Source organism: Pseudomonas koreensis (genome assembly GCF_024169245.1).
GTDB lineage: Bacteria > Pseudomonadota > Gammaproteobacteria > Pseudomonadales > Pseudomonadaceae > Aquipseudomonas > Aquipseudomonas koreensis_F.
The window spans coordinates 4917594-4934183 of sequence record NZ_JALJWP010000001.1 but is presented as its reverse complement, the minus strand read 5'-3'; the positions used below and the strand labels follow the sequence as shown (position 1 = coordinate 4934183).

General features: G+C 59.9%; 19 protein-coding genes. 10 read left to right on the top strand and 9 right to left on the bottom strand.

Annotated elements, in window-relative coordinates; genetic code table 11:
• Positions 1–120: 120 nt before the first annotated feature.
• On the top strand, positions 121–459 hold the full coding sequence (locus J2Y90_RS21775) for an FKBP-type peptidyl-prolyl cis-trans isomerase (RefSeq protein ID WP_253503096.1): 339 nt from the start codon (positions 121–123) through the stop codon (positions 457–459).
• 34 nt (positions 460–493) lie between these two features.
• Here the strand turns inward: J2Y90_RS21775 and J2Y90_RS21770 are convergent, their stop codons facing one another.
• From J2Y90_RS21770 to ftrA, 4 genes are all read right to left on the bottom strand, one after another.
• Positions 494–856 carry a hypothetical protein gene (locus tag J2Y90_RS21770; protein ID WP_253503093.1) on the bottom strand — a complete coding sequence of 121 codons (363 nt, stop codon included), beginning with the start codon at positions 854–856 and terminating at the stop codon, positions 494–496.
• 8 nt (positions 857–864) lie between these two features.
• Positions 865–1104 (bottom strand): pyocin S6 family toxin immunity protein, encoded by a 240-nt coding sequence (locus J2Y90_RS21765; RefSeq protein ID WP_253503089.1) that lies wholly within the window; start codon positions 1102–1104, stop codon positions 865–867.
• 14 nt (positions 1105–1118) lie between these two features.
• Positions 1119–2339, bottom strand: a complete 1221-nt coding sequence (locus tag J2Y90_RS21760; protein WP_253503085.1) for an S-type pyocin domain-containing protein — start codon at positions 2337–2339, stop codon at positions 1119–1121.
• Positions 2340–2468: 129 nt separating this feature from the next.
• Positions 2469–3443: a transcriptional regulator FtrA gene (gene ftrA / locus J2Y90_RS21755; protein ID WP_253503082.1), complete on the bottom strand. Its 975-nt coding sequence runs from the start codon at positions 3441–3443 to the stop codon at positions 2469–2471.
• Positions 3444–3541: 98 nt separating this feature from the next.
• Here ftrA and J2Y90_RS21750 point away from each other — a divergent pair, with 98 nt between their 5' ends.
• Positions 3542–3970: a rhodanese-like domain-containing protein gene (locus J2Y90_RS21750; protein WP_253503079.1), complete on the top strand. Its 429-nt coding sequence runs from the start codon at positions 3542–3544 to the stop codon at positions 3968–3970.
• Positions 3971–4069: 99 nt separating this feature from the next.
• Here J2Y90_RS21750 and J2Y90_RS21745 read toward each other — a convergent pair whose 3' ends face one another.
• Complete coding sequence (locus tag J2Y90_RS21745; protein ID WP_253503076.1) at positions 4070–4279, bottom strand: hypothetical protein; 210 nt, start codon at positions 4277–4279, stop codon at positions 4070–4072.
• 26 nt (positions 4280–4305) lie between these two features.
• On the opposite strand from J2Y90_RS21745, the gene J2Y90_RS21740 reads away from it, so the two are divergent.
• From J2Y90_RS21740 to J2Y90_RS21730, 3 genes are all read left to right on the top strand, one after another.
• A complete protein-coding gene (locus tag J2Y90_RS21740) occupies positions 4306–5085 on the top strand; it encodes an ABC transporter substrate-binding protein (protein ID WP_024013359.1) in 780 nt (259 codons plus the stop codon).
• 198 nt (positions 5086–5283) lie between these two features.
• Positions 5284–6396, top strand: a complete 1113-nt coding sequence (locus J2Y90_RS21735) for a succinylglutamate desuccinylase/aspartoacylase family protein (protein ID WP_253503073.1) — start codon at positions 5284–5286, stop codon at positions 6394–6396.
• A gap of 180 nt (positions 6397–6576) precedes the next feature.
• Positions 6577–7293 (top strand): alpha/beta hydrolase, encoded by a 717-nt coding sequence (locus tag J2Y90_RS21730; protein WP_253503070.1) that lies wholly within the window; start codon positions 6577–6579, stop codon positions 7291–7293.
• Here J2Y90_RS21730 and J2Y90_RS21725 read toward each other — a convergent pair.
• Positions 7283–7840 carry a hypothetical protein gene (locus J2Y90_RS21725; protein WP_253503066.1) on the bottom strand — a complete coding sequence of 186 codons (558 nt, stop codon included), beginning with the start codon at positions 7838–7840 and terminating at the stop codon, positions 7283–7285. The genes J2Y90_RS21730 and J2Y90_RS21725 overlap by 11 nt on opposite strands.
• An 84-nt stretch (positions 7841–7924) precedes the next feature.
• A complete protein-coding gene (locus J2Y90_RS21720; protein WP_253503063.1) occupies positions 7925–8698 on the bottom strand; it encodes a hypothetical protein in 774 nt (257 codons plus the stop codon).
• A 146-nt stretch (positions 8699–8844) separates the two neighbouring features.
• On the opposite strand from J2Y90_RS21720, the gene J2Y90_RS21715 reads away from it, so the two are divergent.
• Both J2Y90_RS21715 and J2Y90_RS21710 read left to right on the top strand, forming a co-directional pair.
• Positions 8845–9381 (top strand): chalcone isomerase family protein, encoded by a 537-nt coding sequence (locus J2Y90_RS21715; protein WP_253503060.1) that lies wholly within the window; start codon positions 8845–8847, stop codon positions 9379–9381.
• Positions 9382–9461: 80 nt separating this feature from the next.
• Entirely contained in the window at positions 9462–10781 is a 1320-nt protein-coding gene (locus J2Y90_RS21710) for an Nramp family divalent metal transporter (RefSeq protein WP_253503057.1), read from the top strand.
• A gap of 111 nt (positions 10782–10892) precedes the next feature.
• Here the strand turns inward: J2Y90_RS21710 and J2Y90_RS21705 are convergent, their stop codons facing one another.
• Positions 10893–12002: a cytochrome P450 gene (locus J2Y90_RS21705; protein ID WP_253503053.1), complete on the bottom strand. Its 1110-nt coding sequence runs from the start codon at positions 12000–12002 to the stop codon at positions 10893–10895.
• A gap of 79 nt (positions 12003–12081) precedes the next feature.
• Here J2Y90_RS21705 and J2Y90_RS21700 point away from each other — a divergent pair, with 79 nt between their 5' ends.
• From J2Y90_RS21700 to J2Y90_RS21690, 3 genes are all read left to right on the top strand, one after another.
• Positions 12082–12840, top strand: a complete 759-nt coding sequence (locus J2Y90_RS21700; RefSeq protein WP_253503050.1) for an ArsR/SmtB family transcription factor — start codon at positions 12082–12084, stop codon at positions 12838–12840.
• 144 nt (positions 12841–12984) lie between these two features.
• On the top strand, positions 12985–14205 hold the full coding sequence (locus tag J2Y90_RS21695; RefSeq protein ID WP_253503047.1) for a putative DNA modification/repair radical SAM protein: 1221 nt from the start codon (positions 12985–12987) through the stop codon (positions 14203–14205).
• A complete protein-coding gene (locus tag J2Y90_RS21690) occupies positions 14202–15104 on the top strand; it encodes a TIGR03915 family putative DNA repair protein (RefSeq protein ID WP_253503043.1) in 903 nt (300 codons plus the stop codon). Before J2Y90_RS21695 ends, J2Y90_RS21690 begins: the two co-directional genes overlap by 4 nt.
• Before the next feature lie 192 nt (positions 15105–15296).
• On the opposite strand, the gene J2Y90_RS21685 is transcribed toward J2Y90_RS21690, so the two are convergent.
• On the bottom strand, positions 15297–16316 hold the full coding sequence (locus J2Y90_RS21685) for a branched-chain amino acid aminotransferase (protein WP_041476992.1): 1020 nt from the start codon (positions 16314–16316) through the stop codon (positions 15297–15299).
• Positions 16317–16590 lie beyond the last annotated feature (274 nt).

The following is a 16590-nucleotide window of genomic DNA, read 5'->3' as shown; positions in this document are numbered from 1 at the left end:
TCGTCATACGATGTCGATACACATGTGAGCGGCGACGCGTGTTTTCGGTTCCATGGATTGCCATCGACGCCGGATTCTGCGAAAACGCCGCCTGCGAAAAATCTCAACAGAGCCAACGACATGACAGACGAACTGCAAATCATCGACCTGCAACCGGGCGAGGGCAAAGCCGCGGTGAAAGGCGCACTGATTACTACCCAATACACCGGCTGGCTGGAAGACGGCACTGAGTTCGACTCCTCCTGGAGCCGAGGCAAAGCGTTTCAGTGCGTGATCGGCACTGGCCGCGTGATCAAAGGCTGGGATCAGGGCCTGATGGGCATGCAGGTCGGCGGCAAACGTAAATTGCGGGTGCCGGCGCACCTGGGGTACGGCGAGCGAACCATGGGCAAGATTCCGCCGAATTCGAATCTGGTGTTTGAAATTGAGTTGCTGGAGGTTTTGACGCGGGAGGATTGAGGTCTGAGGAGCGTGCGTCTGGATGAAGCTACCCTCATCCAAACGCTTGCAACTTCGGATGCTCAGTGAACATCTCTATATCGTCAATCGTGTCCTCAATGATGCCCCGCAACGAGGGTATCCGACGCCTTACGTTTTCGAGCGCCGGCAAAACGGTTTCGGTATCCAGTCTTCCATGGCGACGAGCGATATGGCCCAAGGCGGTGATGGCAGATGCAGCAATCGCCTCGGTTTTGCTGGAGAGGTATTGGAGGCAGATCGCCTGCGCCCACACTGGATCTTCTTCGCTCATACCAATCGACACTAAGCCCGTTACCACATTTTCGGCGACGCCACTTGCAAGGTGTGCCATCGCCGCGTCGTGGGAAATGCATAAATCTTGGTAGATAAGGTTCATCGTCTGCGTTAGCCCCTAACGCCGATGTACAAATCCAGCTCCTTAGGCAATTGCTCTCCTACTATTTCGCTGATTTGGTTAGCTTGATCCGCAGTCATCAGCCATTCTCCGTCCGGGCTTAGGCTAAGTTCTGGCCAACCCATTACAGTCAATATCGGAAGTTCAAATTCCGAGTCGACTGTCAGATCGAATTTCAGCGTATCGTCTTCGCTATCGTCTGGTAAAAAGCCACTAATCCATAAAAACATATCTTGGTTCCTCTTCACTTTGGAGTCCATCGCTCAGGATCGGCAGGATCAATTTGCTCGCCCGTTTCATGATTGAACTCACCTAAATGTTTGCCTTGCTTGTTATAGAGTTCTATAGCGCCTGTTTTGCTATCCCATTCATAGATTCGACCTTTCTTGTCTTTCCATCTGCTGCGCTTGCCGCCACCACCTTGAACACTGCTTTTGGATTTGACGGGATAGGTATCCGGGTATGCTGGGAGAGAAACGGGAGGCCGGTGATATTTGATATCACCGCCAAGAGCAGGTCTTGAAAGCACAACGTATAGAGGCTGTACTCCGGAGTCAGCCGGAAAGACCAGAATAAAGTCTTGGTATTCAGGCGGGTAAACCGGATTGACAATGATTTTGTCCGCCTGCTCGGTCGGCGGGTATACCCAGATATGGGGAACCTGCGGCGCACTTTCCAGCGGCGGAATTGCCGATCCGCGTGACGAGTCTACTGAGGGAGTCCAGAGTAGGGTCGACCCATTGCCAAAATCTGCGACGTACGAGGCGCCTTGCTTGACGAACTGGACGACAGGAATCATTTCCCAATCGCTGCGCGTTTGAGTGTTGTATCCGTATCCTTTCACCGTGCCGTCGGGCTGCTGTTCCACATGCAATCGAACCCGAGTCCGAGCCGTCTCAAGCGACTGTAGCTGCTCCTCTGTATATAGAGCGCTATCGGCGAGCGTCGATGGCCACAGCAGCGCAACCAATCCGAGCAACCCGCCTGCGACGACACCGCCGGTAGCCAGGCTTGTGCTACTTGAGGCCGCAGTACTGGCGCTCAGACTGCCAGAGCTGCCGAGAGCAAAAGCTCCGATGGATGCATGGAGATTGGTGGCGCCAACAGCCTTTAGTGAGATATTCCCGGCCGAGTCACGCTCACGCCCCGCTAGCAAGGACAGCGTTCCATAATCCGAAATTTTCCCAACCGGTATAAATCCGGATGGATTGGCATCATTGATAACACCTTCCGGCAGCTTGCAACTTTTCACAAACACACAGCCGCTTATACTTTGCTGTTGCTGTATGACCTGGTTGCGAAGTCGGTCTTCATGGGCCTGCTGCCGCGCCAGCATGTCTTCATAAGCGCCATGCGCGGCCTCGCGCTCAGCAAGTTCGCTGGCAGTCATGTAGCGGGTGGTGATGTGGTGTCCGTCTCCCTCTGGCAGGTTTTGGACCCGGGGGATGTCTTTCTTGCGAGCCATGAGCGTCCTTGTCCGCTGTTAAAAAACGAAGCGGACGCTAAAGCAACGACGGAGTGATGGATGTAGGACACGTCTGAAAGTGTTGCAGTTGTTAGGACTATAAAAAGATCAAATCCATTGCCAGACAGGTCAACAGATCGCCTTACCCTCCCGCCCAAACCGCTCCCGATAAACCGACGGCGGCACGCCCACCACGCTGCGAAACGCCACGCGAAAACTCTCCACCGATCGATAGCCGCAGCGCTGGGCGATCTGCTCGGTGTGTTGGTGGGTGCTTTCCAGCAACTCCCGCGCTCGCGCCAGGCGTTCATGTTGCAGCCAGGCTTTCGGCGATTGGCCGTTGGCTTCAGTGAAGCGCCGCAGGAACGTGCGCTCGCTCATTGCTGCTTCGCTGGCCAGATCGCGGACTTCCAGCGGTTCGTGCAGGCGTTCGCGGGCCCATTGCATGACTCGCGATAAATCGCTGCGTGGTGTCGGGCTGACCGGGGTGGGGATAAATTGGGCCTGGCCGCCGGTGCGTTGCGGCGACATGACCAGGCGCCGCGCGACGGCGTTGGCGACCTGCGTGCCGAAGTCACGTGTCACCAGATGCAGGCAGGCGTCAATGCCGGCCGCGCTGCCGGCGGAGGTGATCAGTTGGCCTGCATCGACATACAGCACGCCCGGATCGACCTCGATGGCCGGAAAACGTTGGGCCAGTTCGCTGGTGTAGCGCCAGTGCGTGGTGGCGCGGTGGCCGTCGAGCAGGCCGGTGGCTGCAAGGACGAACACGCCAGAGCAGATCGACAGCAACCGCGCCCCGCGGCCGTGGGCCTGACGTAATGCGTCGATCAGTGCTGGCGGCACCGGGGCGTTGCGGTCGCGCCAGCCGGGAATGACGATGGTGCGCGCTTCGGCGAGCAGTTCCAGGCCGCCATCGGCCAGTACCTGAATTCCACCCATGGCGCGCATCGGGCCTTGATCGACTGCGGCAATCGCATGCGCGTACCAAGGGAAATCAAACTCCGGCCGGGCCAGGCCGAAGATCTCCACGGCAATGCCGAACTCGAACGTGCAGAGGCCATCGTAGGCCAGAATGGCAACCAGATTGGGCTGAGTGAGCATTTGGCGGAAAACTCCCGGTCGGTGTCTTGCGCGCCACTGTAGCGGCAAGCACCGTCTCGATAAAGTCTGTTCATACCCCACAGACACAGGAACACAACATGATCAGCCTGGTTCGCGAAATTCCCGCTGCCCCATCGGCCATTGCCCTGATGCATTTCAGCAATCGTCTGACCTTCGAAACCGATTGTTCCGACGTATTCAGCAGCCACGAGGCCGGCGAGGTCGATTTTGTTCTGGTGGACGTGCGCGGCCCATTGGCGTTCGAGCGCGGCCATGTACCCGGCGCGATCAATATCCCGACACGCTTGCTCACGGCGGATCGCTTGGCCGATTACCCGAAAAACACTTTGTTCGTGGTCTATTGCGCCGGGCCACATTGCAACGGCGCGAACAAGGCGGCGGTGAAACTGGCGGCGCTGGGTTATCCGGTCAAGGAGATGATCGGTGGCGTCACCGGATGGCTGGATGAAGGCTTCGAACTGAGCGCGGCGTCAGTCGCCAATACACCTGTCGCCTGCGAATGCTGATCCCTGTGTAGGAGCTGCCGGAGGCTGCGATCTTTTGATCTTGATCTCAAAAATACAAGATCAAAAGATCGCAGCCTTCGGCAGCTCCTACAGGGGGAATCAGTGTTTTTTGCTCTGAAAGCAGGCTTGTCCTACAGCCTCCGCACCACCACGGCGCACGCGTTGACTCTCGTCAATGCGTGCGCCGATGTTCTGTAAGTATTTGTCGCTTAAAAACAATTGCCCCCGTGCGCGCCGCCATAGACTGCCGGCCACTTCGGTTTTTGCCGTTAGAACGCCATGACCGAATGCTGAATCGAAAGCTGCCAATAAAAGCCTCCGCACGGGAGTAATAAATGAAAAAGCTAGTGATGTTCGGTGCCCTGGCACTGTCGATGTTGTCCCTGACCGCTGTGGCCGAAGACGCCAAGCCGATCCGCATCGGCATCGAAGCCGGTTACCCGCCATTCTCGATGAAAACCCCTGACGGCAAACTCACCGGTTTTGACGTCGACATCGGCGATGCGCTGTGTGCGCAGATGAAGGTTAAATGCACGTGGGTCGAGCAAGAGTTCGATGGCCTGATCCCGGCACTCAAAGTGAAGAAGATCGACGCGATTCTGTCGTCGATGACCATCACTGACGATCGCAAAAAGAACGTCGACTTCACCATCAAGTACTACCACACCCCGGCACGCTTCGTGATGAAGGAAGGCTCCGGCGTCAAAGACCCGCTGACCGAACTCAAGGGCAAGAAAGTCGGCGTGCTGCGCGCCAGTACCCATGACCGCTACGCCACCGAAGTGCTCGTTCCGGCCGGTATTGAACTGGTGCGCTACGGCTCGCAGCAGGAAGCCAACCTCGACATGGTGTCCGGGCGTATTGACGCGATGCTCGCCGACTCGGTCAACCTCAGCGACGGTTTCCTCAAAACCGACGCCGGCAAAGGCTTCGAATTCGTCGGCCCGACCTACGAAGACGCCAAGTACTTCGGCGGCGGTGCCGGCATTGCCGTGCGCAAGGGCGATACCGCACTGGCTGAGCAGTTCAACAAGGCCATCACCGAAATCCGCGCCAATGGCGAGTACAAAAAAGTCCAGGACAAGTACTTCGACTTTGATGTATACGGCCATTAATACGGCGTAAGAAAAAGTGGCCCCGTTTGCGCGGTGGCCATTTTTTTTGCACTCTAAATCTACCCAGCCCCCTGTAGGAGTGAGCCTGCTCGCGATAGCGGTGTGTCAGCCGACATAATCATTGAATGACACACCGCTATCGCGAGCAGGCTCACTCCTACAGGGGATCTGTGTGATCCAGATATCGAGGAATTTCCCATGCAACGCATCGACCACGTTCTGCCCTGGAGCCACTTGGGTAGCGAGCGCTCTCTCAGCGTGTTCCGCTACGGCGCCGGCAGCCGCAAGGTGTACATCCAGGCCAGCCTGCATGCCGACGAGCTGCCGGGCATGCGCACCGCATGGGAGCTCAAGCTGCGCCTGAACGAGCTGGAACAGCAGGGCCGCTTGCAGGGCGTCATCGAACTGGTGCCGGTGGCCAATCCGATTGGCTTGGATCAGCATCTGCAAGGCAATCACATGGGCCGCTTCGAACTGGGCAGCGGCAAGAATTTCAATCGCGCATTCGTCGAACTCAGCGCCCCGGTGGCAGCGCTGGCAGGCGAGCGGCTGGGTGCGGATGCCGAGGCGAATGTCATGCTGATCCGCGAGGCCATGGCTCAGGTCTTTGACGAGTTGCCGGCAGCCAAATCTCAACTGGAAGCCTTGCACCGCTTGTTGCTGCGCCACGCCTGCGACGCCGACATCACCCTCGATCTGCATTGCGACTTCGACGCTGCGATTCATTTGTACGCGCTGCCGCAACACTGGCCGCAGTGGCAATCGCTGGCGGCGCGGCTGAAGGCGGGTGTGGCATTGCTTTGCGAAGATTCCGGCGGCAGCTCGTTCGATGAGTCCTGCTCGACGCCTTGGTTGCGTCTGGCTAAAGCATTCCCGGACGCAGCGATTCCGGCGGCGAACCTGGCAACCACGCTGGAACTGGGCAGCATGGGCGACACCCGCGTCGATCAGGCTCAGGCCAATTGCGAAGCGATTCTGGGCTTTCTCGCCGAGCAGGGTTTCATCAGCGGCGACTGGCCGGCGGCGCCGAGCGAATGTTGTGAAGGTCTGCCGTTCGAAGGCACTGAATACCTGTTCGCCCCGCACCACGGCGTGGTCAGTTTCCTGCGCAATGCCGGTGAATGGGTAGAGCAGGGCGATGCGCTGTTCGAGGTGGTTGATCCATTGCAGGATCGCGTGACCACCGTGCGCGCCGGCACCAGCGGGGTGCTGTTCGCGCTTGATCGCGGGCGTTATACCGAACCGGGGATCTGGCAGGCGAAAGTGGCGGGGCGGGTGCCGTTTCGTACCGGCAAGCTGACCAACGATTAGGATTTTCGTCGGGTTCAATGGCCTCATCGCGAGCAGGCTCACTCCTACAGGGGGAACGCATTCCAAATGTAGGAGTGAGCCTGCTCGCGATGGCGGCATCAGCCACAGCACAAAATTTGGATCTTCACCCCAGGATGTTAGGCTCACCCGCGAACCCGACACTCTGTGAAGGAACGCGCCATGCTGAAAATATTCGCCCTGCTAACGCTGCTCGCATCCCCCGCCGTCCACGCCCAAACCACCGTGCAATCCGACCTGCCGCTCAAATACCTCGAACAGGTCCACGCCGATACCGAGCCACGTCCGCTGGTGATTTTTCTGCACGGTTACGGCAGCAACGAGGCTGATCTGATCGGTATGAAATTTCAGTTGCCGGCGCGTTACAACTACCTATCCGTTCGCGCACCGATGACGTTGGGCGAAGGACGTTACCAGTGGTTTCGCAAGAAGGGCGACGGTGCCTACAACGGCGAGACCGATGATCTGAAGGTCAGCGCCCAGAAACTGCGCGACTTTATCGCCCAGGCGGCGAAGAAATATCACGCCACGCCGGACAAGGTGTACCTGATCGGCTTCAGCCAGGGCGCGATGATGAGCTACGAAGTGGGCCTGCGCGCGCCAGCGGCCGTGGGTGGCTTTGCCGCGTTGAGCGGGCGCTTGTTGCCCGTGCTGAAAACCGAGATCGAGCCCGGGCAACCGCCGCTGCCGCTGAGCATTTTTATCGGCCACGGCACCGCCGATGATCCGGTGCCTTACCGCCACGGCACCGAAGCCAACGCGCTGTTGCAAAAACTCGATTACAAGCCCGAGTTTCACGCGTATCCGGGCGTCGGCCACAGCATCAGCGCGGCCGAGTTGCGCGATCTGAATGCCTGGTTGCAGCGGCTCAATCCTTGACGATGGCTTTGATCAAGGCATCGTGAGTCTTCTTGTCGCTGGCGCGGGAAATCACCTGCACCAGCGCCATCTTCGTCCCCGAGCCGGCCAGCAGCGTGGTGTTCAGCGTCTGGCCACCGCCCTGGGTGGCGGTGCTGTCAACCTGGCGCAGGCCGAGGCCTGTGCCTTTCTGGGTCAGGCTTTTTTCGCTGAGCTTGTTGAAGTCCGGCAGCGCCTTGCGCTGATCGTCGATGAAACTCGACACGCTGCCGTCGAGAAACTCGCCGTCGTTATCCTTGACGTTCTGCCCTGCGGGGATCTGATTTTCGGCGGCGATGACCACGGTTTTGGTCGCCTGATTGGTGTACATCGTGCCTTTGGCCCCGCTCGGGCTGGCGGGCAGCGGGTCGGCAACAAAGCCTTTGGGCAGGACGAAGGCAAACTTGCCGTCGAGCAGCGAGACCTTCTCGGTTTTGACTTTTTCCTTGGCGGCGTGCGCGTTGATCGCGGCGAAGCCGGCGAAGGCCGCCAACATCAGGACGACGGCTTTTTTGCTCAACAATGACATCTGAATCTCCGGGAATTGGTCGCGCGAGGCGGGCGATCATCCCACGGAGCGTGCCGGGGGTTCCAGCGCGATTCGTCCGGACGGTTATTGCGCTTGCGCCTTGGCCATTGGCCGCGCCAGCAGACGCCGGGTCACCCCCAGCATCGCGATCGAAACCGCCACGCCTACGGCAAAACCGCTGAGTCCCATGCTCGGCAGGGTCAATGCCGACACCAGGCAGAATGCCGAAAACGAATACATGCCGGTCGCCGTTGCGCGCAACAACGCAGCGGTAAACGCTGGGCCGCGGGTCTGATGCGAGAACACCGCCATGACGCTGCCGAGCACCGGGAATACCGCGAGCAGGCCGCTCCAGCGTTCGCCAACGGTGCTGGCGAGCATCGTCACCACCAGCGTCAGCGCCGCGCCGGCAATCATTCGCCAGATCAGTTTGTCCGACTTCGGCGCTGGCCCGTTCAGCACCGGCTGCACCACGGGGAACAGATAAGGCGACGCGAGCAGTGCCACCGCCGCAGCCATCACCGAGAACGGCAACGAGCCCGGGATCACCGATAACACCGCCGCCAGCACGCCCCAAACCGCCAGTGAAATCGTAAGTGCCCACGGCCAATTGGCCCGTTGCGCGACCTGCGCATAGGTGATGCAGAACGCGATCATCGCGAACATTGCCGACAGCGCCGCGACCGCTGATTGCGCGGCAAACTGCGGGCCTTGTTCGATGGCGAGGAAAAACAGAATCGGCCCGACCACCACTGGCAATCCCGACAGCCACCCGGCCACGCTCGGTCCCCAGCGTTTGCCCGCCAGAGAAATCAGCAGCAGGAAACCGGGAATCAGCAGCAGTTTGAGGATCAGCACGCGGGTGTCTCCGTCGGGTCAGGGTGAGCCACGTTAGCATTGCGCTGACAAGATTGCTGCCTATGTGTGCAAAGTTTGTATACAAAATTCCAGGCTTGAATCCGGCTATGCTTTGAGCATCAGAATCCAGCGGAGACGATACGGCGATGAACAGAACACCGAAGCTCGTACGTGGCTGCTGTGGCATTGGCTTGTGGGCGCTACTGCTGACACCGACATGGGCCAACTGGCAAGACGCCGTGCCCGGTGCGCAGATCATCGGCAGCGGCGATTTCAGTGTGTTTGGCTTCGATGTTTACAGCGCACGTTTGTGGAGTGCCGCGCGGCCCTTGGTCGATGGCCAACCCTTTGCGCTGGAGCTGATCTACCGCCGGGCGATCTCGCGCGACGATCTGGTCAGCACCAGCGTCGACGAAATCAAACGCCTCGGCGGCCCCCGCGTCAGTCCGGCGCAACTGGCCGACTGGCAGGTGCAGATGCAGCAATCGTTCGTCGACGTGCAGGCCGGCACGCGCATTACCGGCGTGTATCTGCCGGGGCAGGGTGCGCGATTTTTTATCGGTCAGAAGCTTCAGCACGAAATCGAGGATCCGCAATTTGCCAAGGCTTTTTTTGCTATCTGGCTGGATCCGCGTACGCGCAGTCCGGAGCTGCGCGAGCAGTTGTTGGGCGTGAACCCATAGGAGCAACAATCTTTGCGCTTCAAGGCATCAGACGAAACGACTAAGCTGCCGGGCTCCCGTGTTTGTTTCTGGATGTGTGCGTGAAATTCAGTTTGCCCAAAATCGCCACTGCGCCGTTTTGCCCACCGGAAGTGGCCGGCAGTGTCGCGGTCGATCCGACTGCTTCGTTCTTCAAGCGCGTGCTGCGTTTCGCCGGCCCCGGTTTGCTGGTGTCGATCGGCTACATGGATCCGGGCAACTGGGCCACCGCGATCGAGGCCGGTTCGCGTTTTGGTTACAGTCTTTTGTTCGTGGTGCTGTTGGCGAGTCTGGCTGGCATGGTGGTGCAGTGCCTGTGCTCGCGGCTGGGCATCGCCACCGGGCGCGATCTGGCGCAACTGTCCCGCGAACGCTACAGCACGCCAACCGCCCGCCTGCAATGGGGGCTGGCGGAAATCTCGATCATCGCCACCGACCTCGCCGAAGTGCTTGGCTGCGCCCTCGCGTTTCATTTGCTGCTCGGCTGTTCGCTGACTTTCGGCATCGCCCTGACCGCGTTCGACACACTGCTGGTGCTGGCCCTGCAGAACCGTGGTTTCCGCCGGCTCGAAGCGATCATGCTGGTGCTGGTCGCGACCATCGGCGTGTGTTTTTTCGTTGAGCTGTTGCTGATCAAACCGTACTGGCCGGACGTGGCGCAGGGCTTCAAACCGTCGCTGGCGGCCATCGGCGATGCCGCACCGCTGTATCTGGCCATCGGCATCCTCGGCGCCACGGTTATGCCGCATAACCTGTATCTGCACACCTCGATCGTGCAGACGCGAATGATCGGCAAGGATCTGGCGAGCAAGCAGGATGCGGTGAAACTGGCGCGCATCGACACCATCGGTTCGCTGGCCTTAGCGCTGCTGGTCAACGCGGCGATTCTGATTCTCGCCGCGGCGGCGTTTCACCAGTCCGGGCACACCGATGTGGTCGACATTCAGGACGCCTATCATTTGCTTGATCCGCTGGTCGGCGGTGCGCTGGCGAGCGTGTTGTTTGGCGTGGCGTTGTTGGCGTCCGGGCAGAGTTCGACCTTCACCGGGACCATCGCCGGGCAGGTGATCATGGAGGGCTATCTGAACCTGCGCATCCCATGCTGGCAGCGACGTTTGATCACTCGCGGGCTGGCGCTGATTCCGGCTTTTATCGGCGTGTGGCTGATGGGCGATAACGCCATCGGCAAATTGCTGGTGTTGAGCCAGGTGGTGCTCAGCCTGCAACTGCCGTTTGCCCTGTACCCGTTGATCCGCATGACCAATGACCGGCACCTGATGGGCCCGTTCGTCAATCGCTGGCCGACCCGTGTGCTGGCGTGGGGGTTGTTCGTGTTGATCAGCGGGGCGAACAGCTGGTTGATCTTGCAGTGGGCGGTTTGATTGTTGAGTTGCGGTGGATGTTTTGGCCTCTTCGCGAGCAGGCTCGCTCCCACAATGTTGAGTTCATCACTGGGCCAATGTGGGAGCGAGCCTGCTCGCGAAGACTGATCATCAGCCGCCGCTAATGTTGAACAGTGGAACCCGGCCATTGAGCGATGGCCTGTAATCCCAGCCCAGGCTATTCAGACCAAGGCCGCTGGCAAGGATTTGATTCAAAGTCGCCCCGGCAATACTCATCGCCAACGCTTGCCCCGGACACTGATGCCGACCACTGCCAAAACTGAAACTTCGGCGGTTGGCGCGCTGGGGCACGAACTCCTCCGGCCGTTCGTTGAGCGCCGGATCGCGATTGGCCGCGGCCAACAGCAGCAGAACTACATCACCCGCTGCAAGCCGCACGCCATCGATTTCGCATGGCGCTGCAACAAAGCGGCGGGTGTTCTGTACGGGCGGGTCGAAGCGCTGAACTTCCGCCAATAGATTCTCTATCGGTGTTGCATGTAATTCAGACTGGCGCTGCAGCGTTACCAACGCATTGCCGATCAGGCCGGCGCAGGCTTCGAATGTCTGCGAGCACAGGCCGATGAGGTTGGCGATCAATGTGTCTTGATCGCCTTCGAAACGTTGTGTGATCCCCTGCAATAGCGCGCTGTTCATGTCGGAATCGGCCAACAATTCGATGAAATAACCGCGCAACTGCGTTGCCGCAGCATGAGCGGCGGCGAGTTGCAGGTCATTGCTCAAAGGTGACAGGCACGCGACGAAATCCGCGGTCAGCTCGCTGATCGTCCGACTCTGCGCCGGCGGGAACCCGAGCAACGTTGCGACCACGGCGACCGGGCCGCGGAACATTGCGTTGTACAAACCGTCGGCATCTGCTGTGAACAGTCGGGCAGCAACCAGCTCACGTACCTCATTCTGATTGATCAGCCCCAGCGCCGGTTCGATGGCCGAGCGTGGGCAGCGCTGGCGCTCGCCGTCATTCATGCGCATCAGTCGGCCAAACACCTCGCCCGCCGGGCCTTGTGCGACGGTTTGAGGCACCGGTTCCTGCGCCGGGCGCACGCGGCAATCGGCGTGCGCCAGCACCGCACACACCGCCCGTGCGCTGCTGGCGACCCACAGTTTCAAATCGTGGTGAAAGGCCAGTCCGCCGCCAACGCGCAGCGCTGTGTAGTAAGGATAGGGATCGGCGTGAGTCGCAGCGCGAAGCGGGTCCATGGTTGGCGGCCTTGTCAGCGGAGAAAGTGTTGCTACTATCTCCACTCCTTGCAGGCGACGATTCGTTCGAGAGCGAAATATGCACGCAGAGCAGCAAGACATCGGCGTCTCGCAAGTGGCCGCCGCTATCGCCGAACCGGCGCGGACGAAAATGCTCTGCTCGTTGATGGACGGCCACGCCCGCACCAGCACCGAACTGGCCGCCGTTGCCGACGTCAGCGCCTCCACCGCCAGCGCGCACCTGAGCAAACTCAAGGAGCTGGCTTTGGTGCGCCTGCATGTGCAGGGCCGCCATCGCTATTACAGCCTCGCCGATCGGCGCGTTGCCCAGGCAATGGAAGCGCTGATGGTGATCGGCCAGAACACCGCGCCGACCTTCAAGCCGCAGACGCCGGATCGCCTGCGGTTCGCCCGCACCTGCTATGACCACATGGCCGGAACCCTGGCGGTGTTGCTGCATGATCGCTTGATCGCAGGCGGTTGGCTGGTGCAAACCGACGAGCAGGCGTATCGCCTGAGCGACAGTGGCGAGGCGTTGTTTCTCGGGCTGGGTATCGATGTGCGGGACCTGACGACTCTGCGCCGCAAGTTTGCCTGCCCGTGCCTCGACTGGAGCATGCGTCGGCCGCATCTCGGTGGCTCGCTGGGTGCGGCATTGCTGGAAACGGCGCTGAAGCGCAAATGGGTGACGCAGGATCTGGACAGTCGGGCGCTGGCGTTGACGGCGGTGGGGCGCAAGGAGATCAGTGCACGGTTTGGTGTTGAGTGGCCGGTAGACGGGAAGATCAAAGGATCGCAGCCTTCGGCAGCTCCTACCGGAGTTGCGTACACCCGATAAATCTCGACCCTACCCCATTTGTAGGAGCTGCCGAAGGCTGCGATCTTTTGATCCATGCCTTGCGCCGACGAGGGGTCGTTGCCGATCTTGTGCACGCGCGTCCGACCCTATACTGTATATGCACACAGTAAAGAGCCCGCACCCATGCAAATCATCGACAAGCTCAGCATCCTCGCCGACGCCGCCAAGTACGACGCTTCCTGCGCCAGCAGCGGTGCGCCCAAGCGCAGCTCCGAAGGCAAGAGCGGGCTCGGTTCGTCGGACGGCATGGGCATTTGCCACAGCTACACGCCGGACGGGCGCTGTGTGTCGTTGTTGAAGATTTTGCTGACCAACTTCTGCCTTTACGATTGCCAGTATTGCGTCAACCGCCGTTCCAGTGATGTGCCGCGTGCGCGCTTCACCCCGGAAGAAGTCGTCACGCTGACCATGGATTTCTACCGACGCAACTGTGTCAGCGGCCTGTTTCTCAGCTCCGGGATCATCCGCTCGGCGGACTACACCATGGAACAACTGGTGCGGGTGGCGAAGTTGCTCCGTGAAGAGCATGAATTTCGCGGCTATATCCATCTGAAGACCATCCCGGAAGCCGATCCTGCCTTGATCGAGGAAGCGGGGCGTTATGCTGATCGTCTAAGCGTCAACATCGAATTGCCTACGGACGCCAGCCTGCAGACGCTCGCGCCGGAGAAGGGCATCACATCCATCAAGCAAGCGATGAACACCATCTACACGGGTGTGCAGACCGTGTTGAACGAGCCGCGCTCAGCGAAGTTCGCCCCGGCCGGACAAAGTACACAGCTGATCGTCGGTGCCGATGACACCGATGACAGCACTATCCTGCACAGCGCCCAATCGCTGTATGGCAACTTCAGTCTGCGCCGGGTCTATTATTCGGCGTTCAGCCCGATCCCAGACAGCCCGAAAAGCGTGCCCCTCGCGGCGCCGCCGCTGATGCGCGAGCACCGTTTGTATCAGGCCGATTTCCTCCTGCGCAGCTACGGCTACCGCGCAGACGAATTGCTTAAAGGTCCGGGCAATCTGGCGCTTGATATTGACCCGAAATTGGCCTGGGCGCTGGAGAATCGCGAGGTGTTTCCGCTGGACCTGAACCGTGCCGACGCGTCTCTGATCGCACGTATTCCCGGCATTGGCTTGCGCACCACCGAGCGCCTGGTCGAGCTGCGCCGTCAGCGCCGCATCCGTTACGAAGACGTGGCGCGGATGCGCTGTGTGCTGGCCAAGGCCAAGCCGTTCATCATCACCAGCGACTATCACCCGCAGCAGGCGGAGGTCACCAGCCACATGCTCTATCAGCAATTGCGCGATCGGCCGATGCCGCAGCAGATGGGGTTGTGGGGATGATCAGTCTCGATTGTGATGACCTGTTCGACACCTGGCGTCAGCAGGCACGCTGGTTGCTCAGTCATGAAATCGATCCGAGTCTGGTGAGCTGGGCGGCGGAAGGGGTGGGTGATCTGTTTGCCAGTGATGAACACGTGCCCGAAGGGCAGGGGCCGTTTCAGGCGCGTATTCCCCGTGCGCTGCTCGACACCCTCGAACAAGCGGCGCGCTATCGCGGCGAGCAACGCTGGAGCCTGTTGTATGAAGTGCTATGGCGCGTCAGCCATGGCGACCGCACGGCGATGATGGCTGGCGACAAGCTTGGCAGTGAGTTGCAGCGACGCATCAAGCAGGTCAGCCGCGAGGCCCATCATCTGCATGCCTTTGTGCGATTCATCGAGCGCCCAAAGGATCTGCCCGGCCCGCAATACGTGGCGTGGCACGAACCGGCGCATGACATTTTGCACAGCGCCAGCGAGCACTTCATCGGGCGGATGGGCCAGCATCGCTGGTTGATCGCCACGCCGCGCGACGGTGTGTATTACGACGGCGAGCAATTGATTCACGAGCGGCAGTGCCCGATCGAATGGCAGCAACTGGCGCAGAACGTCGACGATCCGCACGGCGATTTGTGGTTGACCTACTACAGCCACATCTTCAATCCGGCGCGGTTGAACCCGAAGGTCATGCAAGGGCATCTGCCGGTGCGGTTCTGGAAGAATCTGCCGGAGGGTGAGTTGATCCCAGGACTGATCACCCAGGCGCGGATGGGCAAGCAGCAGAATGGACAGGCGAGTGGGATTTCGGATCGGACGGGCAAGCGCATTGCCTCCAAAAAACAAAAGCAAACCCTCACCCCAGCCCTCTCCCGGAGGGAGAGGGAGCCGACCCAAGTTTTCTCCCGTACTACACCGACCTGAAAGTTCGCGTCGAACTCGGGTTTTGAAGAGCACAAAAATCGGCTCCCTTTCCCCCTCGCCCCCTTGGGGGAGAGGGCTGGGGTGAGGGGGAAAAGATCTCCAGCCTTACACAAAAAGAACCAACAACCACCATCAAAAAAGCCCCCCACCAATCACTCGGTGGAGGGCTTTTGAGCATCCGCAGTCGTCAGATCAAACCTTGACGATCCAGCCCGCCGGCGCTTCGATGTCGCCGGTCTGCACGCCAGTCAGCTCCTTGTAGAGCTTCTGAGTCACCGGGCCCACCTCGGTTTCGCTGTGGAACACATGCAGGTGATCGTTGTAGCTGATGCCGCCAATCGGGGTGATCACGGCAGCGGTACCGCAGGCACCGGCTTCCTTGAAGTCCGCCAGTTTGTCGATCAGCACATCGCCTTCAACCACTTCCAGGCCCAGACGCGATTTGGCCAGTTCGATCAGCGACAGGCGGGTGATGCCTGGCAGAACCGATGGCGAGTTCGGGGTGACGAACTTGTTGTCGTGGGTGATCCCGAAGAAGTTGGCCGAACCGACTTCCTCGATCTTGGTGTGGGTCATTGGATCGAGGTAGATCGCATCGGCGAAGTTGGCTTTCTTGGCTTTCGAGCCCGGCATCAGGCTGGCGGCGTAGTTGCCACCGACCTTGGCCGCGCCGGTGCCTTGTGGGGCTGCGCGGTCGTAGCTGGAGATCTGGAAGTTGTGCGGGGTCAGGCCGCCCTTGAAGTAGGCGCCGACCGGGATGCAGAAAATCGAGAAAATGAACTCGGGCGCGGTGCGTACGCCGATGTTGTCACCCACGCCGATCACGAACGGGCGCAGGTACAGCGCGCCGCCGGTGCCGTACGGCGGGATGAAACGCTCGTTGGCGCGAACCACGGCTTTGCAGGCTTCGATGAACTGCTCGGTGTCGACCGTCGGCATCAGCAGACGCGCGCAGCTGCGTTGCATGCGCAGGGCGTTCTGGTCCGGACGGAACAGGTTGATCGAACCGTCCTTGCAGCGATAGGCCTTCATGCCTTCGAAGCACTGCTGGCCATAGTGAAGGGCCGTGGAGCCTTCGCTGATGTGCAGGACGTTATCTTCGGTCAGGGTGCCTTTGTCCCACTCGCCATCGCGAAAGTACGACAGATAGCGTTTGTCGGTCTTGATGTAGTCAAAACCCAGCTTGTCCCAATTGATGCTTTCGTTACCCATGACACCCTCTATCACTGAACAACCGCCGAAACGGTTCAAGGCTTCTGACGTTTTTTTGGATGGGCACAACAATACTTCATTCTTGAGCGGTTTCGCAGCCCGGACTATCGGATGGCACACAGATAAATCGTGTTGCCCTCAGGAATTCGCGAGCAGGCTCGCTCCCACAGGGGAGCGCATCGATCGTTCCTACGCTCTGCGTGGGAATGCCTCATCGGACGCTCCGCGTTCGGCTTTTGGGACGCAGAGCGTCCCCGGCTGCATTCCCACGCGG

Coding starts and splice junctions, on each gene's coding strand:
- J2Y90_RS21735 (WP_253503073.1), top strand. CDS start 5,284: ATGCAACGCATCGACCACGTTCTGCCCTGGAGCCACTTGGGTAGCGAG.
- J2Y90_RS21740 (WP_024013359.1), top strand. CDS start 4,306: ATGAAAAAGCTAGTGATGTTCGGTGCCCTGGCACTGTCGATGTTGTCC.
- J2Y90_RS21715 (WP_253503060.1), top strand. CDS start 8,845: ATGAACAGAACACCGAAGCTCGTACGTGGCTGCTGTGGCATTGGCTTG.
- J2Y90_RS21695 (WP_253503047.1), top strand. CDS start 12,985: ATGCAAATCATCGACAAGCTCAGCATCCTCGCCGACGCCGCCAAGTAC.
- J2Y90_RS21770 (WP_253503093.1), bottom strand. CDS start 856: ATGAACCTTATCTACCAAGATTTATGCATTTCCCACGACGCGGCGATG.
- J2Y90_RS21750 (WP_253503079.1), top strand. CDS start 3,542: ATGATCAGCCTGGTTCGCGAAATTCCCGCTGCCCCATCGGCCATTGCC.
- J2Y90_RS21775 (WP_253503096.1), top strand. CDS start 121: ATGACAGACGAACTGCAAATCATCGACCTGCAACCGGGCGAGGGCAAA.
- J2Y90_RS21725 (WP_253503066.1), bottom strand. CDS start 7,840: ATGTCATTGTTGAGCAAAAAAGCCGTCGTCCTGATGTTGGCGGCCTTC.
- J2Y90_RS21705 (WP_253503053.1), bottom strand. CDS start 12,002: ATGGACCCGCTTCGCGCTGCGACTCACGCCGATCCCTATCCTTACTAC.
- J2Y90_RS21760 (WP_253503085.1), bottom strand. CDS start 2,339: ATGGCTCGCAAGAAAGACATCCCCCGGGTCCAAAACCTGCCAGAGGGA.
- J2Y90_RS21765 (WP_253503089.1), bottom strand. CDS start 1,104: ATGTTTTTATGGATTAGTGGCTTTTTACCAGACGATAGCGAAGACGAT.
- J2Y90_RS21685 (WP_041476992.1), bottom strand. CDS start 16,316: ATGGGTAACGAAAGCATCAATTGGGACAAGCTGGGTTTTGACTACATC.
- J2Y90_RS21730 (WP_253503070.1), top strand. CDS start 6,577: ATGCTGAAAATATTCGCCCTGCTAACGCTGCTCGCATCCCCCGCCGTC.
- ftrA (WP_253503082.1), bottom strand. CDS start 3,443: ATGCTCACTCAGCCCAATCTGGTTGCCATTCTGGCCTACGATGGCCTC.
- J2Y90_RS21700 (WP_253503050.1), top strand. CDS start 12,082: ATGCACGCAGAGCAGCAAGACATCGGCGTCTCGCAAGTGGCCGCCGCT.
- J2Y90_RS21690 (WP_253503043.1), top strand. CDS start 14,202: ATGATCAGTCTCGATTGTGATGACCTGTTCGACACCTGGCGTCAGCAG.